The following is a 26,316-nucleotide window of genomic DNA, read 5'->3' on the forward strand; positions in this document are numbered from 1 at the left end:
CGAGCAGGTCGCGCCGGACGTGCCGAACCCCGGTCACACCGAGTCCACCACACGAGACCCAGCCTGGGAGTTGCCGATGAGGGTCCTGGTCATCGAGGACGAACACCAGCTCGCCGACGCGATCGCCCGCGGCCTGCGCCGACACGGACTGGCGGTGGACGTCTGCTACGACGGGGTGTCCGGTCACCGCGAGGCGACAACGACGAGGTACGACGTCGTCGTACTCGACCGCGACCTGCCCGGCATGCACGGTGACCAGGTGTGCGCCGACCTGACGCGACGTGGCCTGCTGACCAGGGTCATCATGCTGACCGCCAGCAGCACCATCGCCGACCGGGTCCGGGGGCTCAGCATCGGCGCCGACGACTACCTCGCCAAGCCCTTCGCCTTCGACGAGTTGGTGGCCAGGGTCAAGGCCCTCGGCCGCCGCGCCACACCGGCGGCCCCGCCCGTCCTGCGGATGGCGGACGTCGAGCTCGACTCCACCACCCACACCGCGAGCCGGGCCGGGCAACGCCTCGACCTCACACACAAGGAGTTCGGGGTGCTGGAGGAGCTGCTGAAGGCCGACGGTGCGCTGGTCTCCACCGAGGAACTGCTCGACCGGGTGTGGGACGCCAACACCGACCCGTTCACCACGACCGTGCGGGTCACCATCCGCACACTGCGCCGCAAACTGGGTGACCCGCCCCTCATCCACAACGTCCCCAAGGCCGGGTACCGCATCGACCCCGACAGGGCGGTCGCGGAGTGAACTGGATCCGGGAGGCGCGGCCCAGCCTGCGGCTGCGCCTGGCGCTGTGGTCGGCGGCCTCGGCGGGCGCGGCCGGTGCCGTCGTGTGGCTGTGGGGGCCTCCCCGCGACGCGGTGTGGGCCGGGGTGGTGCTCGCGATCCTGGTGGCGGGGTCGGCCGTCGGCGGATACCTGCTCGCCGCCCGGGCGCTGCGCCCGTTGCGGGAGATCACCGCGACCGCCCAACGGTTGTCGACGAAGAACCTGGACGAACGCATCCGCCTGGTGGGGTCGGGCGGCGAACTGCGTGAGCTGGCCGACACCTTCAACGCGATGCTCGACCGGATCTTCGCCTCCTTCCAGGCGCAGCGCAGGTTCGTCGCCAACGCCAGCCACGAACTCCGGACCCCTCTGACGGTGATGCGCACCGAGATAGAGGTGGCGCTGTCGAACCCGGAGGACGACGTCGCCGAACTGCGCCACATGGCGGAGGTGGTGCGCGACGGCTGTGCGCGTGCCAACGACCTGATCGAGTCCCTGCTGTGGCTGGCCCGCGCCGAGGCCGAGGGGGCAAGGCTCAACTCACCGGTGCGCACCGACCTGGCCGACTGCGTGTCGGTGTCGGTGACGGCCGCGACCATGCTCGCCGACGAACTCGGCCTGTCGCTCGCCAGCGCGCTGGCGCCCGCCCCGGTGGTGGGGGAGCCGAGCCTGTTGGAGCGGGTCGCGGGCAACCTCATCGAGAACGCGATCCGCTACAACGTGCCCGGTGGCCGGGTGTGGGTGTTGACCGGAGGCGACGACGAGGTCTCCTGGCTCGTGGTCGGCAACACCGGGAAGTCGCTCACCGCCGAGTCGGTGCCGAACCTGTTCGAACCGTTCAACCGGGGAGACACCGCGCGGGTCGGCAGACGCGGTGCGGGCCTGGGCCTGTCGATCGTGCGGGCGGCGTGTGACGCGCACCGGGGGACGGTGCGGGCGACGCCGGTGCCCGACGGCGGCGGGCTGGAGGTGCGCGTGGAGATACCCACCCCGCCCGCCGCCGATCACGCCACCGCGATGCGACCCGCGAACCGTTGATTCTCGACGGTTCCGCCCGTGGCCGGGGTGACGTGGGACTCGAAGAACGCCGCCAGCGCGGCGCTGTCCCGCGAGCTGCGCGAGTCGGCGGCCAACAGCACCCGCCACTCGTCCGGTGGGACGACCGGAGTCCCGGGGCGCAGCTCCCGCCACGCGTCGGTGAGTCGCACCGGAGCGCCGACGAGGTTCCAGACCCCGGTGGACCCCTCCGCCGCGAGGGCGGCGATCGACCGCCCCACCACGTCGGCCGGCAACCACGGTTCGGAGACCGGAAGGTCCGGTAGGCAACCCACGCGGTCGGCGGCGGCCAGTACACGGCTCACCAGGTCGTTCGGGTTGTGACGCCCGGTCGTCTCGGCGGCGACCACCCTGCCCAACCGGTAGACCGCGACCGGTACACCGTCGGCGGCGGCGAGCCTGGCCATCTCCTCGGCCGCCCACTTGGTGCGTTGGTACCCGTCGCGGATCCCCGCGTGAAGTGGAACGAAGTCCTCCGGCAGTACCGTCCCGGCTCCGACGGCCACGGTCGACACGTGATGGAAGCGGCCACCGCCGTCCCGCACCGCCTCCAGCAGTTCGCGGGTGGCCAGCACGTTGAGACGCCGGAGCGTGGCGTACCCGCGAGTGAGGCTGACACCGGCGGCGCAGTGCACGACGTCGGCGCCCGCCAGCCGCCGCCGTTGCGTCCCGGTCCAGCCGAGGCCCTCCGCCGCGAGGTCGGTGTCCAGGGTCTCGACCAGGTCGGTGTCGGGTGACGGCAGGCCGAGCCGGTCGGCGGTCTCGCGCAGCCGCGTCATCCCGCCCCTGCCGAGGCAGACGATCCGGTCCCAGCCCCTGCCCGGCAGTTCCGCCAGCACGTGGGCGCCGACGAATCCGGTCGCTCCGGTGACCAGGAGACGCCGGTCGGAGTCGGTGGGGCCCGCCGCGGGCGCCGATCGCCACCCCGCCACGTCGGCCGCGGCCAGGGCGGCGTCGTCGCCGGGTGCCGCCCGGCCGGCCAGGTGGGCGCGTAGTCCGGAGGCGGTGGGGGCGGTGAACAACGCCGCCGCGGTGACGTCGCGCTCCAGTGCCGTGGAGAGGCGGGTGGCGGCGGCGACGGCGGTCAACGAGGTTCCCCCGGCGGCGAAGAAGTCGTCCTCGGCGGTCACCGCGTGCCCCAACACCTCCCGGAACACCGCCAGTATCCGGCGTTCCACGGGGTCGGCGGGTGCGATCGGCGCCTCGGGGGCGGGTGCCGGGGTGTCGTCGGCGAGCCGCCGGTGATCGATCTTCCCGGTGGAGGTGCGCGGCAACCGATCGAGGACCACTATCCGGCCCGGCACCATCACCTCGGGAAGCGCGTCGGCGAGTTCCCGGCGCAACTCGGTGCCGGGACGGTCGGCGACGGCGTAACCGGCCAACCGGGTCCGGCCGGCGTCGGTGACGGCCACGACCGCCGCCTCGGTCACACCGGCGAGCCTGGCCAGGGCGGCGGTCACCTCCTCCGGGTGCACCCGGTGCCCGGAGATCTTCACCTGGTTGTCGCGCCTGCCCTGGTAACGCAGCAGGCCGTCCGCGTCGCGCGTGACCACGTCCCCGGTGCGGTACCAGCGGGTGCCGTCGACCGTGACGAACCGGTCGTCGCCGGGCTCGGCGCGGGTGAGCGTGGGGCCGGCGATCAGCAACTCGTCGTGTGGCCCGAGTGCGGCGGACAGGCCGGGAAGCGGCCGACCGAGGTGGACGGGCGTGTCGGCGGTCAGCACGCCTGCCAGGCACACGACGGTGGTCTCGGTGGGGCCGTAGGTGTTCCACAGCCGCATCCCCGGCGGCGCGACCCGGTGCCATTCGGAGACGCGGGCCGGTTGGGCGGCCTCGCCGCCGATGATGACGGTGTGGATCCGTTCCGGCAGTGTCGTGAGGCCGTCCCGCAACGCCACGACGAGTTCGTGCCAGTAGGCGGTCGGCAGGTCGAGCACGGTGATGCGGCGGTCGGCGACGAAGTCGACGAACTCCGGGATCGAGCGGGTGGCGGAGTCGTCGCGCACCACCACGGTCGCCCCCACCGCCAGGGCCGGGAACACCTCCTCCACGTGTGCGTCGAAGTGGAGGGGCGCGAACTGTAGGACCCGGTCGCCGGGCGAGAGGCCGTACGTCTCCACCGCCGCCGACACGAAGTGGTCGAGCGCGCCACGCGACACCGGAACGCCCTTGGGTTCACCGGTGGAACCGGAGGTGTGGATGACGTACGCGGTGTCGGCGGGGGCGGTGTCGGGTGGCACCGGAGGTGGGGCGTCCTCGTCGGTGACGGGCGCGGCGACCGTCAGCCGGGGTGCCGCCGACGCCAGGATGCGCGCGGTACGTGCGCCTCCGGCGGGGTCCACCGGTAGGTAGCCCGCGCCCAGCGACAGGACGCCCAGGATCGTGGCGACGGCCTCGGCCCCCCGTGGTAGGCGCAGTCCGACCAGGTCACCCGCCCCGACGCCCCGCCGGGCGAGCGACGCGGCGACCCGGTCGGCGTGACGGGCGAGCGCGGCGTAGGTCCACACGGTGTCGGCGGCCTCCACGGCGGGGGCGTCCGGGGTGGTGACGGCGTGGTCCCGGTAGGCGTCGTGGCGTCGTGTCACCCGTGGTGGGGCGGTGGGCGGCAGCGGTTCCCACCGTCCCGCGCGTGTCCGGGTCAGGGCGTCGGCGATCAGGTCGGTGATCTCGTCGAGCTCCGAGGCGTCGTACACCTCGGGGTTCGCCTCGACGGTCACGGCCTCGGGGCCGCGCGCGGTGACGGCGACGTCGTCGACCGGTCCGGCGGAGACGTGGTGCACGGTGACGGCGCAGCCGGGCAGCACCGGTGGTTCGGCGAACGGGATGACGTTGACGACGGGACCGAACAGGCGGCGGTTGCCCAACGACAGGTCACGTCGCAGGTTCTCGTACCGGTACCGCTGGTGTGGCCGGGACGCCCGTAGGTCGTCGGCGACTGCGGCGACGACGTCGTCGAGTGACGCCCCGGGCCCGACCGTCACCGGTACCGGTGCGATGTTCATCGCCATGGCGGGGACGTCGGCGGCGGCGGTGCCGAGCCGGTCGGCCACCGGCATACCCACCACCACCGTCTCCTCTCCGGTGTGACGGTGCAGTGCCACGGCCACACCCGCCAGCAGCCGGTGTGGCCAACGCGGACCCGCCTCGCGGAGCGCGGCGGCCGGCAGTTCCCGTCGCCGCCGAAGCGGCGGCCCGGAGGGCATGGCGACCCGTGGCGAGAACGATCGGGCCGTCACACCGGTGAGCCGCCGCCGCCAGTAGTCCCGGTGGCCCGCATAGTCGTCCGAGTCGCGGTGGGCGACGTCGGCCGCGACCAGTGTGGCGAGCCTGCCGAACCGGTCGCCGTCGCGGAGCCGGCCGCGGTACCGGCGTGACACCTGCCGGTACAGCAGGGAGTAGCCGTAACCGTCGAGGACCGCGTGGTGCGCGCGCGTCGCCCACCACACCCGGTCGTGCGAGTGGTAGAGCGTCACGTCGAACAGGGGCCCGGCTGCCGGATCGGCCGTCGGGATCGCGGCCGTGACGAGTGCGCGGATCTCCGGCCAGGACGCAGACTCCGGGACCCGGACCACGGTGGGCGACCAACCGCCGGGCTCGGGGACCCGTTGCCGTGGCCCCTCGTCGGTGTCGACGAAGGTGACGCGCAGCGCCTCGGCGTCGCGCACGGTGTGGGTCACGGCGGCGAGCAGCCGGTCGAGGTCGACGTCTCCCCGGATCTCGCAGACCTCGGACGTCCAGTAGACGCGACCGGCGGGGTCCAGGGCCTGGCCGCGGAGGATGCCCTCGGCGGCGGCGTGTACCGGAAGGGTGATCATGACACCCCCAGCAGCCCGGCGGCGCTGTGGCGGCGGTGTCGTACCGCGGCGGCGAGTCCGGCGAGCACGGGCGCGGTCTGTTCCAGGCTGAGACAGGCGTCGGTGACGCTCAGGCCCGGCCGGGGGGTGGACGAGTGGGGTTGGTTCCCCTCGTGGAGGAAGGACTCCAGCATCACCCCGGCGATCCCGGCCTGTCCGTCCGCGACCTGGGCGGCGACCGATTCGGCCGCCTCGGGTTGCCGCCGGTGGTCTTTTCGGCTGTTGCCGTGTGAGCAGTCCACGACGAGACGCGGGGTGGGGCGCCGGTCGGCCAGGGCCCGCAACGCGTCGGCGACCGAGTCGGGATCGTGGTTGGTGGAGCGGTCGCCACCGCGCAGGATCAGGTGGCAGTGGGGATTTCCCTCCGACACCCACCACTGTGGTCTGCCGGAGGCGGCGAGGCCGAACACCGGTTGTGGTGTCGCGGCGGCGTCGATCGCGTCGATGGCGGGTTGCACGGCGCCGTCGGTGCGGTTCTTGAATCCGACGGGCAGCCCGAGCCCGGACGCGAGCCGCCGGTGTGACGGGCTCTCCACGGTGCGCGCGCCGATGGCGGCCCAGGCGACGAGGTCCGCGACGTACCCGGTCAGCAGCGGCTCGACGAACTCGGTGGCGACCGGGACGCCGGCGTCCACGACCGCGCACATCAGTTCGCGGGCGGCGGCGATACCGTCGGTCACGTGGTGACTTCCGTCCATGTGCGGGTCGAGCAGCATCCCCGGCCAGCCCAGCCGGGTCCGCGGCTTCTCCGGGTAGACGCGGGCGACTACGTACAGGTCGTCGGCGTGCCGCCTCGCCAGAGCCGCCAGGCCCGCGACGTACTCCATGGTGGACTGATGATCGTGGACGGAGCAGGGCCCCGCCACGACCAGGAGACGGTCGTCGGCGCCGGTGAGGACGTCCACGACGACGCGCCGCTGGCCGGCGACCCGTGCCGAGCGTTCCGGGGCCGTCGCGGGCGGCGGCGGGAGTGGTGCACGATTCATGCCGACACCAACCGCGAGTGGAAGCCGATGATGGTGGGGTCGGCGGCGAGGTCGGCGAAACCGACGTCGTGGCCCGCGGCGCGCCACGTCTCGATCAGGCCCATGACCCGCACGGAGTCCAGTCCCGCGTCGATGAGGTTCTCGTCGTCGTCGGCGGGTTCGTCGAGCAGGGCGAGCACCTGGCGCCGTACCTCCGCCAGCGTCGGTCCTGAGGACAGGCCGTCCACTGTGGTGACGACTGCGCAGGTGGCGGCGAGGTGACGCATGGCGGCGGCGTGGTCGTCGGCGGAGAAGTCGCCGACGGCGTCGGCGACCACGAACGGCTTGACGTCGGCGGAGAACGCGTCGAGCGCCGTCGCGGTGACGCCGATGTGCGCGTAGACGCCGCAGATCACGAGTTGGTCCAGGCCACGCGAGGCGAGCCACCCGCGCAGGTCGGTGCCGAAGAAGGCGCTGTACCGGTGCTTGGTCAGGACCTCGTCGCCCTCCCTTGGTGCCAGGGCGGAGACGATCTCCTCGTCCGACTGGAGGCCCGGCCCCCATCGGTCGGTCAGCAGGCCGCGCCGTTCCGCCGACTGGCGCGGCGGTTGCGCGGTGTACACCGTGGGCAGTCCCAGGGCGCGCAGCCGGGCGACGTTGTCCACCAGGCGCGGGAAGCCGTCGGCGTAGAAGCCGAGGAAGTAACGTTGCATGTCGTGGATCAGCAGCGCCGCCCGGTTGGGGTCGAACGCCCAGGTGAGCCGGTTGTCGGGCATCGTGGTGGGCAGCGGGTGGCCGGTGAGGCGGGGGATGCTCATCGCGACAGGTCCTCCTTGAGTCGCTTCTTGTCGATCTTTCCGACGGCGGTGCGGGGCAGGTGCGGGACGAAGCGCACCAGGTCCGGGATCTTGTACGCGGCGACGCCGAGTTCCCGGAGGTGGCGGCGGATCTGCTTTCCGGTGGGGTCCCGGTCGGGGGCGGCGACGCATACCGCGCAACTGCGTTCGCCCAGGACGGGGTCGGGTACCGCGATGACGGCGGCGTCGTGGATGTCGGGGTGGCCGCGCAGCAGTTCCTCGACCTCCGGCGCGGCGATCTTCTCGCCGCCCCGGTTGATCTGGTCCTTCGCGCGTCCGGTCACCACCAGGTCGCCGGTCTCGGTGCGCCGCACCAGGTCCCCGGTGCGGTAGTAGCCGTCCGGGGTGAACGCGACCGGGTTGTGCGCGGCGGCCCGGAAGTAGCCCCGCACCGTGTACGGGCCGCGGGCCAACAGGTGTCCGCTGTGGCCGTCGGGGACGTCGCGGTCCCGGTCGTCCACGATCCGGATCTCGTCGTACGGCGAGGCCGGGCGGCCCTGGGTGTGGTGTGCCACGGCGTCCGGGGCGTCGAGCCGCGTGTAGCAGACCAGGCCCTCGGCCATTCCGAACACCTGCTGCACCCGGCAGCCGAGGACCGGCGCGACCTGCGCGGCGTGTGCGGCGTCGAGTCGGGCGCCACCCACCTGCAGGACCCGAAGCGATCCGGGGCGGCGCCCTCGTGTCCGCGCGGCGGTGAGCCACGCCTGCGCGAGGGCCGGTACGACGGCGGTCATCGTGACGCCCGCGTCGTCCATCAGGTCGAAGCAGGTGTCGGGGCTGGGATCGGGGGCCATGACGACGGTGCCGCCGACCGACAACACCCCCAGGATCCCCGGGGACGACAACGGGAAGTTGTGCGCGGCGGGCAACGCGCAGAGGTAGACCGTCCGGTCGTCGATCTCGCAGACCTCGGCGGCCACCCGCACGCTGTACAGGTAGTCGTCGTGGGTGCGGGGGATGAGCTTGGGCACCCCCGTGGAGCCGCCCGACAACTGCAGCAACGCGAGGTCGCCGCCACCGGGAGGCGGTGGAAGAGCGTCCACCGGCCCGGAGGACGCGGCGGCCTCGGCGACGGTCGTGACGAGGCGGACCTCGCGCGCGGTGGACGCGGCGATCCGCCGGTGGTCGTCCTCCCCAGGGTGCAGGTATGCGGCGGCGCCGGTGTGGTCGAGGAAGTACCCGATCTCGCGTTCGCGATGTGCGGGCAGGGCGCATACCGGGATCACGCCCAGCCGGAACGCGGCGAACAACAGGACCACGTAGTCGGCGTCGTTGCGGGCCTGCACGACGGCGATGTCACCGGGGCGCAGGCCGCGCGCGGCCAGGCCGGCGGCGACCCGTTCGGACCGGCGGGCCAGTGCGGCGTACCCGACCGGACCGCGTGCGTCGACGACGGCGGTGTGTTCGCCGTACCTGCGCGCGAGTTCGCTCAGCACGGTCGCGAAGCCGATACCACGCCAGATCCCGGATTCCCGGTACCGGCGGGCGTCCGCCTCAGGCCACGGCGTGAATTCGCCGGTCACGGCCGACCTCCTCACCGTCGAGCCGGGCGCCCAGGGCGCTGAGCATGGTCGCCAACTTGGCGTCGGTCTCGGCCAGTTCCGCCTCGGGCGTGGATCCGGCGACGACACCCGCGCCGGCGAACAGTCGCGCGCCGCCGGGGGCCAGTTCGGCGCAGCGGATGGTGACCGCCCATTCGCCGTCGCCGGTGGAGTCGCACCATCCGACCATTCCGGCGTAGAAGTCGCGGTCGAACCCCTCCAGCCGCCGGATGGTCTCCTGGGCGGTACCGGTGGGGGTGCCGCACACGGCGGGAGTGGGATGCAGTGCCGCCGCCAGTGAGAGTGCGGACGGGCGGGGTTCGGCCAGGACACCGGTGATGCGGGTGCCCAGGTGCATCATGTGCGAGGTCGTGACGATCTCGGGACGCGGAGGCGCGGAGAGGTCGCGGCAGAACGGCGCCAACGCCTTGGCGATGTCGGCGACGACCAGGGCGTGCTCGCGCCGGTCCTTGTCGGAGTCGAGCAGTTCGGCGGCGCGCCGGCGGTCGATCGCGGGATCGCCGGCGCGCGGCCGTGATCCGGCGAGCGGATGTGCCACGACGGTGTCGCCGTCGCGGGAGACGAGGAGTTCGGGGCTGCCTCCGACCAGTACCCGGTGCCCCGGCAGCGCGCAGCCGAACACGAACCCGCCGGCCTGCCGCAACCGCCGTAGCAGGCGCGGTATCCGGACCGGTTCCGGCAGTGGTATCCGCACACTCCGCGCGAGGACCACCTTGGACAGGTCACTGTGGCCTATGCGGTCCAACGCCTCGGCGACCGCCCGCCGGTACTCCTCGGGCGGGGGTTCGTGTCGTGGCGTCACCGGTCGGGAGGGCGCGTCACCGGTCTCCGGTGGCAGTGCCGGACCCCAACGGTGGTCCTCCGGCACGACCAGGTGGGCGGGTCGGTGGTCGTCGAACGGTATGGCCCCGACCAGGATCTGATCGGCGCCCAGCGCGGCCAGTACGGTCTCGGCGCGCCTCGGCGCCAGACCGCCCCTGCCGGGCAGCACCACGGCACTGCCGCGGGTCAGCAGCGATCTGGCCGAGGTGCCGAAGAAGAAGCCGGATTCGGGATCGTAATCGTCCACAAGATGCATGTGCACACTCCAATGTGTGGGGTCGCGGGGTCACCGCAGGGAGGCGCCGCCGTCGACGCGGATCTCCTGCAGCGTCACCTGGGACGCGGCTTCGGAGGCGAGGAACGCGACGACGGCGGCGACGTCCTCGGGGGATGCCACCGTGCCGAGCGGGATGCCCAACCGGAACCGGCCGGGATCACCGGCGGCGACGACGGTGTGGTCGAGTTCCCCGGTGTTCCACAGTGACCGCAGCATGGGCGTGTCGGTGGAACCGGGGGCGACCACGTTGCAGCGGACGCCGTGGGGCGCCGTCTCCAGCCCGATGCAGCGGGTGAGGTGGGTGGCGGCGGCCTTGCTGGCCGCATAGCCCCCCATGCCGTCTCGCGGCACGCCGGCGGCGTTGGAGGAGACGGTGACGATGCTTCCGGTGCCCCGGGTGATCATCCGCCGCGCGAGGGGGCGCGTCATGTTGAGTACGCCCGTGGCGTTGACGGAGAGCATCGCCTGCCAGTCGTCGTCCTCGGCGTCGAGGAGCCGGCCCGGTCGCAGTACGCCCGCGGCGTTGACGAGGACGTGCACCGGGCCGACGTCGCGTTCGACGCCGTCGACGAGTCGTTCGACGGCGTGACGGTCGGTGACGTCGGTGACCGTCTCATCGGGACTGTCGGCTCCGGTGGGTGCCACGTCCACTCCGATGACCCGCATTCCGTTGTCGCGCAGTAGTCGTGCCGTGGCGGCACCGATCCCGGAACGTGAACCGGTGACGATGGCGATACGCTGGGCGAGGCCGGGTAGCCGCATCGGCGGCCTCCTTCTCGTAGGCAAGGTAAGCCTAACCTAACATCCGCGGAATCCGTTGTGTCGACGGATATCCACTCAGCGCGATATGTACATGTCATACAGTGAACGACCTGCGGCTACGGCCGTCGGGGCTCCTCGACACCGGCCGCCCCGCCTGTCCGCCGTCCGCCTTGTGGCGACCCCGTAGGCTCACCCCGTGCACCCCGATCCCGACGGGCCGCCGCCCTGCCCGGAACCGCTGCCCGGTTGTCGCGTCCCGGTCGTCGACTGGAACCGGCGGACCAGCCTCTTCGCCGCCGCCCTGCCCGGCTACGTCCAGTGCCGCCCGCGCCGTGAGTCCGAATCGGACGAGGAGTGAGACCGGCCGGGCGGCAGCTCGCGCAGTGCCGCGACGATCACCGGGACGTGGCCGCCGTCGACGTCCCGGCTCGCCGTCAGCAACGTCACCGGCCCGCGTGACGCCCGCTCCCCGATCCACCGCAGCGCGTCGGTGTGCGCCTCGTCGTGCAACTCGGCCTCGTACCGGCGCACGAACTCGTCGTGCCGCTCGGGACGGTGATGGAACCACCGGCGCAACTCCGTGGAGGGCGCGACGTCCTTCAACCACTCGTCCAGGGCGGCGTCGGCCCTGCTCAGTCCCCGGGGCCACAACCGGTCGACCAGCACCCGCAGACCGTCGTGCGTCTCCGGCGGTTCGTAGACCCTGCGCAGCCCGATTCCCGTGGTGTCCATGGCTCCTCCCGGCGATCAGCCTAGGACTCCGCGCCCGGTAACGTCAGAGCTTCGGCCGGGACCGCACGCGGCCGTGGGACCGGTGGTGTGAGGCGACACCGGTGATGCGGCGGTGGTGCGACGACGCGATGGAGGTGTGGTGCGGTTCGCGATACTGGGTGATCTCGCCGTGGAGAACGACACCGGCCCGGTCGTCCTGGCCGCCGCGAAACAACGCCGGTTGCTCGCCGCACTGTTGAGCCGACCGGGCCGCCCCGTTCCCGCCGACACGCTCATCGACCAGCTCTGGAGCGGTGAGACCCCACCCGGTGCACCCGACAAGGCGCTGCGGTGGCACGTACTGCGCCTACGCGCGGCCCTCGGCGACAAGGACGTGATCCGTTGGCACGCCGACGGATACCGGTTGACGGCCGCCGAGGAGGACGTGGACGCCGCCCGCTTCCTCCGGGGCGTCCGCGAGGGTGCGGCACTGGCCGACACCGATCCGGCGAGCGCGCACCGACTGCTGAGCGCCGCACTCGCCGAGTGGCGTGGACCGGCGTTCCACGACCTGGCCGACGGCATCGTCCAACCCGAGGCGGAACGGCTGGAGGAACTGCGACTGGTCGCCGTCGAGCAGCGTTGCGGAATAGACCTGCGGCTCGGTCGGCACGCCCACCTGATCCCGGAACTGACCGGTCTGGTGGCCGAACACCCGTTCCGCGAGGCGTTCCGCCACCACCTGATGCTCGCGCTCTACCGTTCCGGGCGACAGGCCGACGCCCTCCAGCTCTACCGCGACGGAAGGACCCGGCTGGCCGAGGAACTCGGCCTCGACCCGGGGCCGAGGCTGCGGGAACTGGAACGCCGCATCCTCGCCGCCGACCCGGAACTGGACCCGCCGGCGGTGTCGGCCGGTGTCGCGGGTCCGCCGCAGCGCGTCCCCTCGGAACTGCCCGCCGACCTCACCGGATTCGTCGGCCGCGACGCCGAACTGGCCGAGGCGGAACGCCTCGCCGACGCAGGCGACGGCGTGGTGACCGTGGTGGTCGACGGCATGGCGGGCGTGGGCAAGTCCACCTTCTGCGTCCGGTTGGCCCACCGTCTCGCCGAACGGTATCCCGACGGCCGGATCTTCCTGAACCTGCACGGTTTCGGGGACGTGCCCTCGCTGTCGGCGCACGCGGCGCTGGGGCGGGTACTGCGGTCCTTCGGCGTCCCCGACGACCGGATCCCCGAGGACGTGGACCACCGGGCGGCGCTCTTCAGGACCACCGTCGCCGACCGCAGGGTCATGCTCGTCCTCGACAACGTCGCCGACGAGGAGCACGTCCGGCCGCTCGTGCCCGGTGCCGGACGGCATCTCGTACTGGTGAGCAGCCGCCGCCGGTTGCCGGGCCTCGACGGTGCCGTCGCGGTGAGCCTGCGACCGTTCGACGCCGACCGCGCCGTGGAGATGTTCCGCCGTGTCTCCGGAGTCGAGGGACGCACCGAGGCCGAACGGCTGGCGATGGTCGACATAGTCCGGTTGTGCGGCGAACTACCACTGGCCGTGCGGATCGCGGCGGGAAGGTTCCGCGCCAGGCCGAACTGGACGCTGGCGGGCTTGCGGGAGCGGCTGACTGACGAGGGGACCCGCCTGGCGCAGCTCGAACTGGGCTCCCGCAGCGTCGAGTCCGCCCTGATGGTCTCCCACCGGGACCTCGACGCCGACCGGCGACGACTGTTGACACTCCTGGGCGGTTACCCCGGCGGAGACTTCGACGCCTACGCCGCGGCGGCGCTGTGGGGCAGTTCCGTGTCGTACACCGAACTGCAACTCGAACGCCTGGTGGAGGTGAACCTGCTGTCGGAGCCCTCACCCGGCCGGTTCCAGTTCCACGACCTGGTGCGCGCCTTCGCCACCCAACGACTGGCCGAACTGCCCGAGGACGTCCGGTCGGCCGCGATGGAACGCCTGGCGGAGTACTACCGGCTCGTCTCCAGAATGGCGCTGGAAACCCTGATGCCGCACATGTTCGAGGTCTCCGAGCCCTCGACCGACGCCTTTCGGCCCGAGACTCCGGACCTGACCGAGGCGCCCGCCGAACGTGCGTGGTTCGACGCCGATCATCACAACTTCCTGCCGGTACTCCACTCGGTCCGGCGTGCCGGTCTGCTGCGGGACACCTGGAAGATGGGCAGGCTCTTCACCTCGGTGATGAACTACCACTCGGACTTCGCGCAGATGACCGAGATCAGCCGTCTCGGACTGGCGGCCGCCCGGGAACTGCGGGACGGCGAGGCCGAGGCGGAGCTACTGCGGATGCTCGGCAACAGCCTGGCCAACACCAACCAGTACACGGCGGCCACCGACGCCTATCGGGAGGCGGTCCGGCTGTGCCGTGAGCACGGAGACCGCGCCGGAGAGGCGTTGAACCACAACAACATCGGAATCGTGTTCGCGGAACTCGGTGAGGAGGAGGACGCGCGAGCGGCCTTTCGCCTGGCGGTCGAGATGAGCGCGGGTGCCGGACCGACCAGGGGTCTGTACGGACTCTGCCTGTCGAACTTGCTGGCCCTCACCGTGCGCGGCGAACGGTTCGAGACCGCCAGGAAACTGCTCGCGGAAGCCCGGGAACTGTTCCGGGAGTTGGACAACCCCTACATCATGCACCGGCTAGACAACGCCGAGGGGCTACTGCTGACCCTCGAAGGGGGCGACGAGGCGTCGTTGCGGTTGCACGAGACGGCACGACGGTTCTTCGAGGGGATCGGTGAGACCGCCGAAATCGCCAACTCGGAGGGTTTCCTGGCGGTGGCGTACGACAGGTTGGGAAGACCCGACGAGGCCATGCGGCATCATCGGCGGGCGTTGCGGATCGCCGCGCCGCTCGGCCACCGCAGCAAGCTGGCGGGCCTCGCATACGAGGCCGGGAAGACGGCTGTGCGGATGGGTGAGTACGCGATCGCGGCACAGTGGTTCGGGGAGGCCGAAGCCATGACCCTTCCCACCGGCAACGCCGGCATCCGACGGGCGGTACGGGAGGAGACGGCGAAGCTCAAGGCGATGACCGGACGAAACTTAGCGCCCCGTGACCGGTCACGGCTCAACTCGAGGCGGCAGTGGGGCCGCCGGTCTCCTGACCGGCTCGCGGTACCACCACGGGGGCGCCGTCACCGGGGGCGGCCAGTACGTCGGCCTCGACGTCGTAGAGCGCTGCGACCAGTTCGGTGGTCACGGTCTCCCGTGGCGCACCCGTGGCGACGACCCGGCCGTCCCGCATCGCCACCAGGGTGTCGCTGTAGCGGGCGGCGGCCGCCAGGTCGTGCAGCACCATGACGACGGTGCGTCCCTCGGCGGCGACCTGCCGGATCAGCCGCAGCACCTCGACGGCGTGGCCGAGGTCCAGTGCGCTGGTGGGCTCGTCGAGCAGTATCACCGGCGTGTCCTGGGCCAGTGCCATCGCCAGCCAGCACCGCTGCCGCTGCCCGCCGGACAGTGTCTCCAGTCGACGGTCGGCGAGCGCGGTGACGCCGGTGGCGGACATGGCCGCCTCGGCGGCGCGCGCGTCCGCCACCGACCACTGCCGGAACAGCCCCTGGTGTGGGTGTCGTCCGTGGGCGACCAGGCCCGAGACTGTCATGGCCTCGGGGACGATCGGGTGTTGCGGCAGCAGTGCGATGCGGTGCGCGGCCTCGCGGGGCCGCAACCGCCAGACGTCGGCACCACCGGCCGTCACCGTCCCGGAGTCGGGCCGGTGCAGTCTGGCGAGGGTCCGCAGCAGGGTCGACTTGCCGCACCCGTTGGGGCCCACGACGGAGGTGACGGTGCCGGACGGGACGGTCAGGGTGACGTCGTCGACGGCGGTCACCCCCGGGTGGGAGGCGGTGATGCGGTCGATGTGCAGCTCCACGCGGTGCTCCAGTCGGTGAGAGGTGGATTTTCGAGGGGGTCAGCCCCGGCGGCTGAGCAGGACCCACAGCAGGAAGGGGCCGCCGAGGATTCCGGTGATCACGCCGGCCGGGATCTCGACCGTGCCGAACGCCCGGCCGAGTGTGTCGGCCACGGTGACCAGCACGCCGCCGAGCAGGCCGGAGACGATCACCGGTACGGGGGATTCACGGGCGAGCCGTTGGGCGAGGACCGGGGCGATCATCGCGACGAAGGCGATCGGTCCCCCCACCCCGACGGCGAGCCCGGCGAGTAGGACGGCGATTCCCAAGGCCCCCAGCCGGATCCGGGTGGGCACCGCACCGAGGCCGGCGGCGGTGTCGTCGCCGAAACGCAGCAGCCGCAGCGTGCGGGCCGCGAGTAGCGCGGGTGGCAGTAGCACCGCGAGCCCGATTCCCACCGGTAGCGCCACGTCGTAGTCGCGACCGTTGAGGTAGCCGAGCGTCCAGCTGAAGAGTCCACGGGCGGCGTCGATGTCCTGTCGTGCCAGGGTGAGCTCGGTGACGGCGTCGATGGCGACCGACAGTCCGATGCCCACGACGAGTACCCGGTAACCGGTGTCGCCGAGCCCACCGGCGACGGCCACCACGAGGGCCGCCGCCGCCATGGCGCCCACCGGACCGGCCCACCAGGCCCCGACGGCACCCGCCGTCCCGCCGACGACGCTGAGGAGTACCGCCACGGTCGCGCCGTCGTTGACACCGACGAGATCCGGTGTGGCGAGCCGGTTGCGGGCCAGTGTCTGGATGAGACAGCCCGCGATCCCCAGTGCGGCGCCCGCGACCAGGCCGGCGACGAACCGGGGCACTCGCAGCACGTGGACGATGCGTCCGGCCACCGGCTCGCCGCCGCCCCACAACGCCTGCACGGCGGTGAATCCGGTCGTCTCGCCGTTGCCGACCGCGACGGACAGGGCGCAGGCGGCGGCCACGGCACCGAGCAGGCCGATGCCGACCGCCAACGGCCGGGGGCGCAGCAGCACACTGAACCGGCGGTACCGGATGACGACGGTTCCGGGGTGGGGTCTCATGCGGCGCCTCCGGGAACCCGCAGGGTCAACAGTCGGCGGGTCCGGACGATGACGACCAGTGCCGGCCCGCCGATGACGGCCAGGAGCACGCTCACGGGTGCCTCGTAGGGCCGGATGACCAGGCGCGCGGCGACGTCGGCCGCGAGCATGATGGTCGCGCCCGCCACGGCGGACAGCAGGAGTCGGCCGCCGAGTCCGCCGCCGGTGAACGCCCTGGCGACGTAGGGTGCCAGCAGTCCGAGGAAGCCGATGGGGCCGCACAGGGCGACGGCGGCTCCGGTGAGCAGCGTGACGGCGACCGCGGTCACGACCCGTGTCGTGCCGGGGCGGTGCCCGAGTCCGGCGGCGACGTCGTCGCCCAGCGAGAGGGCGCCCAACGGCCGCACGAGAAGTGCGGCGACCCCGACCCCGATCAGCAGGGCCGGTAGCACCCAGCCGAGTTGTTCCAGGGTGACGCCCGACAGTGAGCCGAGAACCCAGAACCGGTACCGGTCGTAGGTGGCGGCGTCGCTAAGCAGCAGGTAGGACGACAGGCCGCGGAAGGTGGCGGTGAGGGCGACACCCGCCAGTACCAGGCGCAGCGGGGACATCCGGGCGCCGCCGCCCGCGATGAGGAGCACCAGGCCGCTGGCGGCGAACGCGCCGCACAGTGCGAACGCCAGGACGGCGGGGGCGGCCTCTGTGGACAGGAGGGTGATGCCGGCGACCACCGCGAGCGCGGCGCCGGCGTTGACGCCCAGCAGGCCGGTCTCCGCGAGGGGGTTGCGGGTCACCGACTGGAGTAGGCAACCCGCGAGTCCCAGTGCGATCCCGGTGCACAGTGCCACGGCGGTGCGCGGGAACCGCAGGGAGGTCATGACCATCGCGAGGTGGGGATCGGCGCGCCGCAGGGGATCGCCGACAAGGTAGTCGAACGCGGCGGACACCGGGATGTCGCCGCCGCCGTACAACATGGACACCAGGCACAGGGCGACGGTGGCCGCCGCCATGGCGAACGCGCCGGTGAGCGGGCGGATCCGTCGGCCGGAGGACCCGGCGATACGGGGTTGCATTAGGTTAGGCTAACCTAATGTCATTTGTGACCCGGTGGCAGCTCCGCCGGGCGAGACCGAAGCCCTTCTGGAGAGACCCATGCGCGTGACCTCGATGCTGCGGCTGGCCGCGGCGGCCGCCGCGGCGGCACTGGCGGTGTCCGGCTGCGGAGGCGGTGACGAGCCGGCCGAGGCGTCGGACACATCGGACGCCACCCGGACGGTCGTCGACGCCACCGGCACGGAAGTGACGGTGCCGCAACAACCTCAACGCATTGTAGCGTTGTCGGAGCAGGATCTCGATTCGCTGCTGGCCCTCGACATCACACCGGTCGGCACCGTGAACGGTCGCGGTCAGACCACCCCGCCGGCCTACCTCGGCGACCGCACCGACGGCATCGAGGTCGTCGGCGACATCGGAAAGCCCGCCACGGACCGGATCCTGGAGTTGGAGCCCGACCTGGTCCTGTTCGGCGCCGTGATCGACGAGCAGCAGCTCGAGCAGATGCGGGAGTTGATCCCCGCGACGGTCGTGACCTACAAGGTCGAGGACGACTGGAAGACCGCGTTCCGCAACATCGCCGACGCGGTGAACGCCGGTGACGCCGCCGAACAGTGGCTCACCGACTACGAGACGAGCGTCGGCGACGCCGCCGAGGCGTTGGGGGACAACGCGGGCGCGACCGCCAACATCGTCCGGTGGAACCCCGACGGCCCCGGCGTCATGCTCAAGGACTCCTTCGCCAGCCTCGTGATCCAGGACGTCGGCCTCGTCCGTCCCGAGGGGACCGAGCCGGGCTTCGCGCACACCGATCCGTTGAGCCTGGAGAACCTGCCCGAGCTCGACGCCGACTGGCTGTTCGTCGGAACGCTGGTCCCCGGCAGTGAGGAGGCGTTGTCCGAGGCGAAGGGGACGCCCGCGTTCGCCGCGCTGGAGGCCGTGAAGTCGGACCACTTCGTCGAGGTGGACGGCACACTGTGGACTTCCCGTGGCGGCCCGCTCGCCGCGCTCATCGTCGTCGAAGACGTCGTCACCCACCTGGGAGCGTGAGCCGTGCCGACCTCCACCGCCGCCGTCGCCACCGATCGCGGTGGCCGCTACATCAAGCAGCTCTGTTCGCACTTCAGCAAGAAGGCGGAGTCGGTCTACGACGAGTCGTCCGGGCACACCGTGTTCGAGTTCGGTGAGGCGCGGATGACCGCGACCGACACCGAACTGCGCCTGGAGGTCTCGGCGGCCGACGAGCCACTGCTCGGCCGGGTCGAGTACGTCGTCGCCGACCACCTCGAACGGTTCGCCGCGCGGGACGGCCTCACCGTCGAGTGGCGGCGCGACACGTAGCCGTCACCCTCTGGAGGCGCGGATTCGGATCGCCCGCCTCGACGCCGGTGGGGCGGCACGCCGCCCGTGTCGCCCCACCGGCACTCACCTGCCCTCGGCCGACAGCAGCGACGCCAGGTCGTCGAGCCAGTCGTCGACGGCCGACTCGTCGTAGCCACGCCACTGTTCGCGGAACTGCACCTCGTCGACCTGCTTGGCCGCCATGCCGTTCCCGTACCGTGCCGCCACGAGGTCGGTGAAGTCGTCCACCTCGGTGATGCGGTAACCGCGTCCCAACCGCACCCTGCGGAACCGTCTGCCGCGCAGTTCCCAGCACCGGCGCAGCAGGGCGATGCGGGAGTAGGGATCGAGATCCTGCGAGGGTTGTGGCGGCGGCTGGCGCGGACTCGGCGGTTGACCGCGCAACTGCGTGATCGCGTCCCCGAGCAGCATGTCCACTTCGGCCATGTCGTATCCGTCGCGCACCACGTCGAACGCGCTGCTACCGACCACCGCGGCCGTCACGGCGTGGGGGATCCTCCCCGACAGGGTCTGTTCGATCCGCCAGACGAGCTCCCTCACCTGCTGGGGTTGGTAGCCACGCCTACTGGTTCCGATCGAGTCGAGTCGGCCCGACCATGTCATGTGGACTCCCGTGGCAGTCACTGGGTGCCGCCCGGGGGACGGGCCGCATCGGACGCGGACGCCCCTCTCCCCGGCCCGGAAGCCGCCCCGTCGTGAGGAGTGCCGGTCGTCCGGGGGTCCGCAGCGCGAAGAGGCGTCCTCTGACACCATGGTGGCACAGTCGGTGACGGAAGTGGCGGGCTGTGACGGGAAGCCGACGCGAATGGACGGTCGGCTTCCGGCCGGCGTCACGGGGTGTAGACGACGTCCTGGTACTCGGGATGCTTGTCGAACCAGGACTTCACATACGGGCACAGCGGATACGCCCGGCCACCGGAGGCGCGCAGCTCGTCCGCGGCGGCCCTCACCAATGCGCCCGCCACGCCCATGCCCCGGAAGTCGCCACCGACCTCGGTGTGCGGGAACACCGTGTACTCGTCGTGCCGGTCGTACTCGGTGAAACCGGCCAGCCTGCCGTCGACGTGTGCCTCGTAGCGTTGCCGGTCGGGGTTGTCTGTGATCTCCACGGTCATGCCACGAGCCTACGACGCCTCGGCGCGCGGCCGCCGCGTTGCCGATTCCGCCGCCCGCAGGCGTGTCGCTCCACTAGTCTGACCACGACATCCGCCCTACACCGAAGGCGACCACGATGATTCAGCGCTCCATCGAGATAGATCCCGAGAAATGTGCGAAGGTGGCGCGGCTGCTGGGTACCAGTGGTGACCGCGACACCATCGACACGGCCTTCGACCGGTTGCTCCGGCGCGAGCCGACCGGCGTCGACCGGGTGTTCATCGAGAAGGTGACCGCGGGCCGGTACGCCGATGTGCTGGACGAGTCCGTCACCACCCGCGCGTGGTGGTGACGGACCCGGGGATCAGCACCAACCGCTGACGGGACCGCTCGCGCCGGTCATCAGATAGGCGTCGGAGATCCAGGTGCCGTCGCTGAGCCGGTTCCACATCGCGGTGGTGCCCCAGCGCCCGGTGTGGGTGGTCCCGTTCTGGGAGCACGAGACCGTCACCGTGGCACCCTCCGCGACCGAGCCGACCACTCCGTAGCCGGTGCCGGGACCGGAACGTTTGTTGAGGCTGCCGCCGCCGTTGGCGTCGACGATGCCCTGGTCGGCCCACAGCGGGCCGTAGTTGTACATGCCGCCGCCGGTCCAGGCGCGGGTCGAGCCGTGCAGGGCCGAACCCGAGTAGGCCGAACCACCGTTCATGATGACCCACTTGCCGATGATGGCGGCGTGGATCGAGTCGTACACGTTGTTGTACCGCAGGCCGAAGTGCACGTGCCGCCCGGTGGCCGAGCCGCCGCAGGTGACGTCGGTGCCGGTGTAGCCGAGGAAGGCGCCCTCCCCGACCCAGCCGCCGTTGGTGTTGATGTTGCTCCACAGGTGGTAGTAGTCGGTGGCGAATCCGTTGGCGTGGACGACCCGGATCCAGCCGGTGCACATCGTGTATGCGTTCCCGGCGCGCGTGGCACGCACGGCCTGGTCACCGCCGGCGAAGTCGAGCGACGACCACGCCCCGCTGCTGCCCCACGGGTGGGGTCCGCCGGTCATGGTCCACGTCTGGCCGGTGGCCCACGGCAGGCGCATCTGGGTGCGTGGGTTGGCGGCGTCGACGGTGACCTGATCCGGCCCCAGCGAGGTGCGCTCGCTGTCGGACAGCACCGGGGCCTCGGCCGACAGCGACCTGAACGCCGGTTCGCCGTCGAGTTCGACCTGCCAGGCGTCGTCGGTGAGCCTGGCGAGGAAGAGGCGGCCCTCCGGAAGGTCCTCACCGCCTCGTGGTGTCGTGACGACCACGGTGCCGAACGCCCAGTCGTCGGTCTTGTCGGTGACCTCGACCTTGACGCCGGTGTCCAGGCTGTTCAGGTCCGGGCGCGTCGACGCCGTCGCGGCGGTCATCCGTTCGGCGACCGCCTGCTCCAGATCGACGGGCTCGGCGTGTGCGGGAGTGGCGAATAGGGGAGCCATGAGTGCGCCGGCGACGGCCAGTGTCGCCAGCCGGGCGTGGAATCGGGCCATGGTGGGCCTTTCGAGGAGAACGGGCATCGGAGATCTTCCGGCGTGACGAGCACATCGCAGGAAAATCACGACACGGTATCGATGTTCTCCTATGAAATTTCCATAGTCGGCCTGCTCACGGCGGGGGCCGTGAGGGTTCCGGCCGGAACGGGCGGCCCGTTACCAGCCGGTAAGCGATTTCCGTTGCGCCGGGCCTCAGGCGGCGGGTTCCGGCTCCGCGACGGGTTCCGGCGGCCGGGACGCCGCCGCGAAGGAACTGCGGGGCCCCGCCAGGCACGCGTCCATCCGGCCCGCCTGGCCGTGGGTGAACATGACGGTGCAGGCGTCGTCGCTGTAGTCCATGAAGTTGACGAACAGGTCGCCGTGGGGCGCGTTGTCGCAGCTGACCTTGGGGAACCGCGGCACACCCGAACTGGGGCCGGCCTGGTTCGGCGTGTCCGTCACGAAGTCCGACCCCGCGCAGCCCTCACCGTCGTCACCCCAGATGTGCCGCAGGTTCAGCCAGTGGCCGACCTCGTGCACGGTGGTGCGCCCTCCGTCGAAGGGCGCCGTGGCGGTACCGGTGGTGCCGAACGCGCGGTACGACACGACGACGCCGTCGGTCTCGGCCGGTCCGCCGGGGAACTGCGCGTAACCCAGCAGGCCGTCGGTCAGCCGGCAGACCCAGACGTTGAGGTAGCGGTCCGCGGGCCAGGCGTCGGCTCCGCCGGTGGCGGTGGACTTCACCGCGTCGTCGGGGCCGAAACCGGTGTGATCGGTGCGGACTCGGACCACCCCGGTCGTCGCGGCACCTTGTGGATCGGTCTCGGCGAGCCTGAACCGCACCCGCGCCTCGGCGACCAGTGGACGGAACGGCTCCGGGACGGTGTCCACATCGGCGTTGGCCCGGTTGAAGTCGTCGTTCAGCACCTGCAGTTGGCTGAGTATCTGTGCGTCGGAGACGTTCTCCTCGTCGGCGTTCCACACGACGTGCACGACGACGGGGATGGTCACCGCCTCTCGGCGGCGGGCGCGTTCGATGCGGCGCCGGCGTTCCGCATCTTCTTCGATACGCCGGCGGCGGAGCGCGTACTCGGGTGTGGTGCGGAGAAGCCGGTGGTGCACCGGCATGGTGGCGCACCAGCGGACGGTGTCGGATTCATCGGTCATGTCGGGCTCCCGTACGCCCAGGCGGTCGCAACCGCGGATCGTTCAATGTGACCGATCGTACCCGGCGGAGAGTGACAGGGGCGCCACGTGACAACCGGTCCACACGATCGGGTGGGTACACATAGGATGAACGGGCGGAATCGCCCGCGCGACACGGGAACCGCGCACGTCCCCATTCCGCATCGGAGGAGGCGAGGGGTCCGGCGCGCCGCGTGACGCGCGCCGGACCCCTCGCCCGTCCGTCGGGCTATCCGGCGAAGCGGCGGCCCGTGACCTTCTCCGCGACCCCGGTGCGGTCGAGGTACGGCGTGATGCCACCCAGGTGGAACGGCCAACCGGCACCCAGGATCATGCACAGGTCGATGTCCTCGCGCCCTGCGACGACGCCCTCGTCGAGCATCCGCCGCACCTCGTCGGCCAACGCGGTCAACGCGCGGTCGCGGATCTGCTCGGGCGTCGAGGGGGAGTCCCCGAACCGCATGATCTGCGGGACGTCCGGATCCACCGACGGCTTGCCGGAGGCGTCCCACACGTACACACTGGACTTGCCGGCCTCCACGAGCCGGTCGAGGTTCTCCGAGACGCCGTAACGGTCGGGGAACGCCTGGTGCAGGGTGCCGGCGACGTGTCGCGCGACCGCGGGACCGACGAGTTGGAGCAGCATGAACGGGGTCATCGGCAGACCCAGCTCGTCGACGGCGTGGTCGGCCGTCTCGATGTCGGTGCCCTCGTCGACACACGCGAAGATCTCACCCAGGAACCGGGTGAGCAGCCGGTTCACCACGAACGCCGGGGCGTCGGCGACCAGCACGCCGTTCTTCTTGAGCGTCTTGCAGACCGCGAACGCGGTCGCGACGGTGGCGTCGTCGGTCTGCTTGGCGCGCACGACCTCCAGCAGCGGCAGCACCGCCACCGGGTTGAAGAAGTGGAAGCCGACCACGCGCTGTGGGTGCGTGAGGTCCTCGGCCATGGCCGACACCGACAGCGAGGAGGTGTTGGTGGCCAGCACGCAGTCCTCGGAGACGATGCCCTCCAGTTCGGCGAAGATCCGCTTCTTGAGGTCGAGTTCCTCGAAGACCGCCTCGATGACGAAGTCCGCGTCGGCGAACACCGACTTGTCGACGGACCCGGATACCAGTGCCTTGTACCGGGCCGCCTTGTCGGCGCTGATCCTGCCCTTGCCGAGCTGCTTGTCGATCTCGCCGTGGACGTACGCGACGCCCCTCTCGACCCGTTCGGCGTCGAGGTCGGTCATCACCACGGGCACCTCCAGCCGGCGGACGAACAGCCACGCCAACTGGGACGCCATCAGGCCCGCGCCCACGACGCCGACCTTCCCGACGGTGCGGGCGAGCGACTTGTCTGGGACCCCGACGGGCCGCTTGGCGCGCTTCTGCACCAGGTCGAACGCGTACAGGCTCGCCTTGAGTTCCGGTGAGGTCAACAGGGTCGCCAGCGCGTCGTCCTCCAGGGCGGTGCCCTCCTCGAAGGACACCGTCTTGGCCTTGGCCATCAGGTCGAGCGCGATGTAGGGCGCCGGTGCGGCGCCGCGCAGCTTCATGTCGGCCACCGCCTTGCCACGGGCCAGCGCCGCGTCCCACGCCTCGCCCCGGTCGATCTCGGGGCGTTCGACGGTGATCTCGCCGTCGGCGACCTTCGCCGCCCAGGCGAGCGACTCCTCCAGGAAGTCGGCCGGTTCGAGCAGTACGTCGCTGATGCCCAGGCCCTGCGCCTCGGCGGGACGCAGCATCTTGTTCTGGTTCAAGGCGTTCTCGATGATCACCTTGACCGCCTTGTCGGCGCCGATCAGGTTGGGGAGCAACTGGGTGCCGCCCCAGGTCGGTGCCAGGCCGATGAAGCACTCCGGCAGGGCGATCGCCCCGGCCGACTGCGACAGCGTGCGGTAGTGGCAGTGCAGCGCCAGTTCCAGGCCGCCGCCCATGACCGCGCCGTTGACGAAGGCGAAGGTCGGGATGTCGGAGTCCTTCAGGCGGGCGAACACGTCGTGCCCGAACCGGGCGATGGCGTGGGCGTCCTCGCGGGTCTCGATCAGCGGCATGCCGGTGATGTCGGCGCCCACCAGGAAGATGAACGGCTTGCCGGTCACCGCGATGAACCGGACCTTCGGCGTGCGCGCGAACACCTCGTCCAGGGCGGCGTCGAGCGAGGCCAGACCGCCCGGGCCGAACGAGGACGGCTTCTTGTGGTCGTGGCCGTTGTCGAGCGTGATGAGCGCGGCCTCCCCGGACATGCCGGGGACCTTGACGTAACGCACCAGCGACCTGGTGACGACCTCGTTGGGGAATTCCTTCAGAGCGGTCACGTGATCAGCCTTCCTCGCCGGACCAAGCCGGGTTCTCCCAGATGACGGTTCCGCCCATGCCGATTCCGATGCACATGGCGGTCAATCCATAACGGACGTGCGGGTTGGCCGCGAAGTGCCGGGCCAGTTGTGTCATGAGCCGGACCCCGGACGAGGCCAGCGGGTGTCCCACGGCGATGGCGCCGCCCCACGGGTTGACCCGGGGATCGTCGTCGTCGATGCCGAAGTGGTCGAGGAACGCCAACACCTGTACGGCGAACGCCTCGTTCAGTTCGAACAGGCCGATGTCCTCGATGGACAGACCGGCCTTGCGCAGCGCCTTCTCGGTGGACGGGATCGGGCCGACGCCCATGACCTCCGGTTCCACGCCGGCGAAGCCGAACGACACCATCCGCATCGCGACCGGCAGTCCCAGTTCGCGGGCGACGTCCTCGGCCGCCACCAGGCATGCCGTGGCGCCGTCGTTGAGACCGGCCGAGTTGCCGGCGGTGACCCGGCCGTGCGGGCGGAACGGGGTGCGCAGCCCGGCGAGTTTCTCCATCGAGGTCTCGCGCGGCGGCTCGTCCTGGGTCGCCAGGCCCCAGCCCGACTCGGTGGAGCGGGTGTTCATGGACACCAGGTCGAGCGCGATCTGGTCGACGTGCTTGGCGTAGCGCTGCTGGCTGGTCAGGGCGAACGCGTCGGCGCGCTCCTTGCTGATGCCGGGGAACCGGTCGTGCAGGTTCTCGGCCGTGGAGCCCATCACCAGTGCCGACGGATCGACGAGCTTCTCGGTGAGGATGCGCGGGTTGGGGTCCACGCCCTCGCCCATCGGGTGGCGGCCCATGTGTTCGACACCTCCGGCGACGGCGACGTCGTACGCGCCGAAGCCGATGCCCGCGGCCACGGAGGTGACCGCGGTCATGGCGCCCGCGCACATGCGGTCGATGGAGAAGCCGGGGACTGTCTTGGGCAGTCCCGCGAGCAGCGCGGCGGTACGGCCCAGGGTCAGGCCCTGGTCGCCGATCTGGGTGGTCGCGGCGATGGCGACCTCCTCGATCCGCTCCGGCGGCAGCGAGGGGTTTCGGCGCAACAGTTGTCGAATACAACGGATGACGAGGTCATCGGCACGGGTCTCGGCATACATGCCTCCGGCCTTACCGAACGGCGTGCGCACGCCGTCGACGAACACGACCTCGCGAACGGTGCGGCTACTGTGTGTCATGGTTCGCTCGTTTCGCTCACTCACG

21 protein-coding genes and 1 pseudogene are annotated in these 26,316 nt (G+C 71.4%); 6 read left to right on the plus strand and 16 right to left on the minus strand.

What is annotated here, in order from left to right:
- The first annotated feature begins 76 nt into the window (after nucleotides 1-76).
- Nucleotides 77-754 (plus strand): response regulator transcription factor, encoded by a 678-nt coding sequence (locus LX16_RS04495; protein ID WP_147133528.1) that lies wholly within the window; start codon nucleotides 77-79, stop codon nucleotides 752-754.
- Nucleotides 751-1,812: a sensor histidine kinase gene (locus LX16_RS04500; protein WP_244615676.1), complete on the plus strand. Its 1,062-nt coding sequence runs from the start codon at nucleotides 751-753 to the stop codon at nucleotides 1,810-1,812. The genes LX16_RS04495 and LX16_RS04500 overlap by 4 nt, the downstream gene beginning before the upstream one ends.
- Here LX16_RS04500 and LX16_RS04505 read toward each other — a convergent pair.
- The 7 genes from LX16_RS04505 to LX16_RS04535 all read right to left on the minus strand — a co-directional run bounded on the left by LX16_RS04505 (nucleotide 1,779) and on the right by LX16_RS04535 (nucleotide 11,661).
- Nucleotides 1,779-5,645, minus strand: coding sequence for an AMP-binding protein (locus LX16_RS04505; RefSeq protein WP_147133531.1), 3,867 nt, complete (start codon nucleotides 5,643-5,645; stop codon nucleotides 1,779-1,781). The genes LX16_RS04500 and LX16_RS04505 overlap by 34 nt on opposite strands.
- Complete coding sequence (locus LX16_RS04510) at nucleotides 5,642-6,670, minus strand: 3-deoxy-7-phosphoheptulonate synthase (RefSeq protein WP_147133534.1); 1,029 nt, start codon at nucleotides 6,668-6,670, stop codon at nucleotides 5,642-5,644. Before LX16_RS04510 ends, LX16_RS04505 begins: the two co-directional genes overlap by 4 nt.
- Nucleotides 6,667-7,467, minus strand: coding sequence for an isochorismatase family protein (locus tag LX16_RS04515; RefSeq protein ID WP_147133537.1), 801 nt, complete (start codon nucleotides 7,465-7,467; stop codon nucleotides 6,667-6,669). The genes LX16_RS04510 and LX16_RS04515 overlap by 4 nt, the downstream gene beginning before the upstream one ends.
- Nucleotides 7,464-9,029 carry a (2,3-dihydroxybenzoyl)adenylate synthase gene (locus LX16_RS04520; protein ID WP_147133540.1) on the minus strand — a complete coding sequence of 522 codons (1,566 nt, stop codon included), beginning with the start codon at nucleotides 9,027-9,029 and terminating at the stop codon, nucleotides 7,464-7,466. Before LX16_RS04520 ends, LX16_RS04515 begins: the two co-directional genes overlap by 4 nt.
- Nucleotides 9,001-10,146 carry an isochorismate synthase gene (locus tag LX16_RS04525; RefSeq protein WP_147133544.1) on the minus strand — a complete coding sequence of 382 codons (1,146 nt, stop codon included), beginning with the start codon at nucleotides 10,144-10,146 and terminating at the stop codon, nucleotides 9,001-9,003. The genes LX16_RS04520 and LX16_RS04525 overlap by 29 nt, the downstream gene beginning before the upstream one ends.
- 30 nt (nucleotides 10,147-10,176) lie before the next feature.
- Complete coding sequence (locus LX16_RS04530) at nucleotides 10,177-10,929, minus strand: SDR family oxidoreductase (protein WP_147133547.1); 753 nt, start codon at nucleotides 10,927-10,929, stop codon at nucleotides 10,177-10,179.
- 309 nt (nucleotides 10,930-11,238) lie between these two features.
- A complete protein-coding gene (locus tag LX16_RS04535) occupies nucleotides 11,239-11,661 on the minus strand; it encodes a DUF488 domain-containing protein (protein WP_147133551.1) in 423 nt (140 codons plus the stop codon).
- A 169-nt stretch (nucleotides 11,662-11,830) separates the two neighbouring features.
- Between LX16_RS04535 and LX16_RS28090 the strand changes: the two are divergent.
- Nucleotides 11,831-14,497, plus strand: a pseudogene (locus tag LX16_RS28090) (AfsR/SARP family transcriptional regulator); the annotation flags it as partial.
- Between the two features lie 232 nt (nucleotides 14,498-14,729).
- Here LX16_RS28090 and LX16_RS27370 read toward each other — a convergent pair.
- Genes LX16_RS27370 through LX16_RS27020 form a run of 3 tightly spaced genes read right to left on the minus strand, consistent with a single transcriptional unit; the run spans nucleotide 14,730 to nucleotide 17,656 of the window.
- Nucleotides 14,730-15,536, minus strand: a complete 807-nt coding sequence (locus LX16_RS27370) for an ABC transporter ATP-binding protein (protein ID WP_147133557.1) — start codon at nucleotides 15,534-15,536, stop codon at nucleotides 14,730-14,732.
- A 39-nt stretch (nucleotides 15,537-15,575) separates the two neighbouring features.
- Nucleotides 15,576-16,604 carry a FecCD family ABC transporter permease gene (locus tag LX16_RS27015; RefSeq protein WP_211354280.1) on the minus strand — a complete coding sequence of 343 codons (1,029 nt, stop codon included), beginning with the start codon at nucleotides 16,602-16,604 and terminating at the stop codon, nucleotides 15,576-15,578.
- Nucleotides 16,601-17,656 carry a FecCD family ABC transporter permease gene (locus LX16_RS27020; protein WP_211354281.1) on the minus strand — a complete coding sequence of 352 codons (1,056 nt, stop codon included), beginning with the start codon at nucleotides 17,654-17,656 and terminating at the stop codon, nucleotides 16,601-16,603. Before LX16_RS27020 ends, LX16_RS27015 begins: the two co-directional genes overlap by 4 nt.
- Nucleotides 17,657-17,735: 79 nt before the next feature.
- Between LX16_RS27020 and LX16_RS04555 the strand changes: the two genes are divergently transcribed.
- Together LX16_RS04555 and LX16_RS04560 are read left to right on the plus strand one after the other, a co-directional pair.
- Nucleotides 17,736-18,686: an ABC transporter substrate-binding protein gene (locus LX16_RS04555; protein WP_211354282.1), complete on the plus strand. Its 951-nt coding sequence runs from the start codon at nucleotides 17,736-17,738 to the stop codon at nucleotides 18,684-18,686.
- 3 nt (nucleotides 18,687-18,689) lie between these two features.
- Nucleotides 18,690-18,977 (plus strand): DUF2218 domain-containing protein, encoded by a 288-nt coding sequence (locus LX16_RS04560; RefSeq protein WP_147133560.1) that lies wholly within the window; start codon nucleotides 18,690-18,692, stop codon nucleotides 18,975-18,977.
- 84 nt (nucleotides 18,978-19,061) lie between these two features.
- Here the strand turns inward: LX16_RS04560 and LX16_RS04565 are convergent, their stop codons facing one another.
- Together LX16_RS04565 and LX16_RS04570 are read right to left on the minus strand one after the other, a co-directional pair.
- Nucleotides 19,062-19,601, minus strand: a complete 540-nt coding sequence (locus tag LX16_RS04565; RefSeq protein WP_158645477.1) for a DivIVA domain-containing protein — start codon at nucleotides 19,599-19,601, stop codon at nucleotides 19,062-19,064.
- Nucleotides 19,602-19,828: 227 nt separating this feature from the next.
- Nucleotides 19,829-20,113 (minus strand): GNAT family N-acetyltransferase, encoded by a 285-nt coding sequence (locus LX16_RS04570; protein ID WP_147133562.1) that lies wholly within the window; start codon nucleotides 20,111-20,113, stop codon nucleotides 19,829-19,831.
- 116 nt (nucleotides 20,114-20,229) lie between these two features.
- Here LX16_RS04570 and LX16_RS04575 point away from each other — a divergent pair, with 116 nt between their 5' ends.
- The gene (locus tag LX16_RS04575; RefSeq protein WP_147133565.1) at nucleotides 20,230-20,445 is read left to right on the plus strand and encodes a hypothetical protein; all 216 of its coding nucleotides are present in this window, start codon (nucleotides 20,230-20,232) and stop codon (nucleotides 20,443-20,445) included.
- 12 nt (nucleotides 20,446-20,457) lie between these two features.
- Here the strand turns inward: LX16_RS04575 and LX16_RS04580 are convergent, their stop codons facing one another.
- From LX16_RS04580 to LX16_RS04595, 4 genes are all read right to left on the minus strand, one after another.
- Complete coding sequence (locus LX16_RS04580; protein WP_211354283.1) at nucleotides 20,458-21,642, minus strand: peptidoglycan DD-metalloendopeptidase family protein; 1,185 nt, start codon at nucleotides 21,640-21,642, stop codon at nucleotides 20,458-20,460.
- 168 nt (nucleotides 21,643-21,810) lie between these two features.
- Entirely contained in the window at nucleotides 21,811-22,764 is a 954-nt protein-coding gene (locus LX16_RS04585; protein ID WP_211354284.1) for a zinc metalloprotease, read from the minus strand.
- 247 nt (nucleotides 22,765-23,011) lie between these two features.
- A complete protein-coding gene (locus LX16_RS04590; RefSeq protein WP_147133568.1) occupies nucleotides 23,012-25,087 on the minus strand; it encodes a 3-hydroxyacyl-CoA dehydrogenase NAD-binding domain-containing protein in 2,076 nt (691 codons plus the stop codon).
- A 4-nt stretch (nucleotides 25,088-25,091) separates the two neighbouring features.
- A complete protein-coding gene (locus tag LX16_RS04595; protein WP_147133571.1) occupies nucleotides 25,092-26,291 on the minus strand; it encodes a thiolase family protein in 1,200 nt (399 codons plus the stop codon).
- Nucleotides 26,292-26,316 lie beyond the last annotated feature (25 nt).

It is taken from the genome of Stackebrandtia albiflava, from assembly GCF_007994225.1.
GTDB classification, from domain to species: Bacteria; Actinomycetota; Actinomycetes; order Mycobacteriales; family Micromonosporaceae; genus Stackebrandtia; species Stackebrandtia albiflava.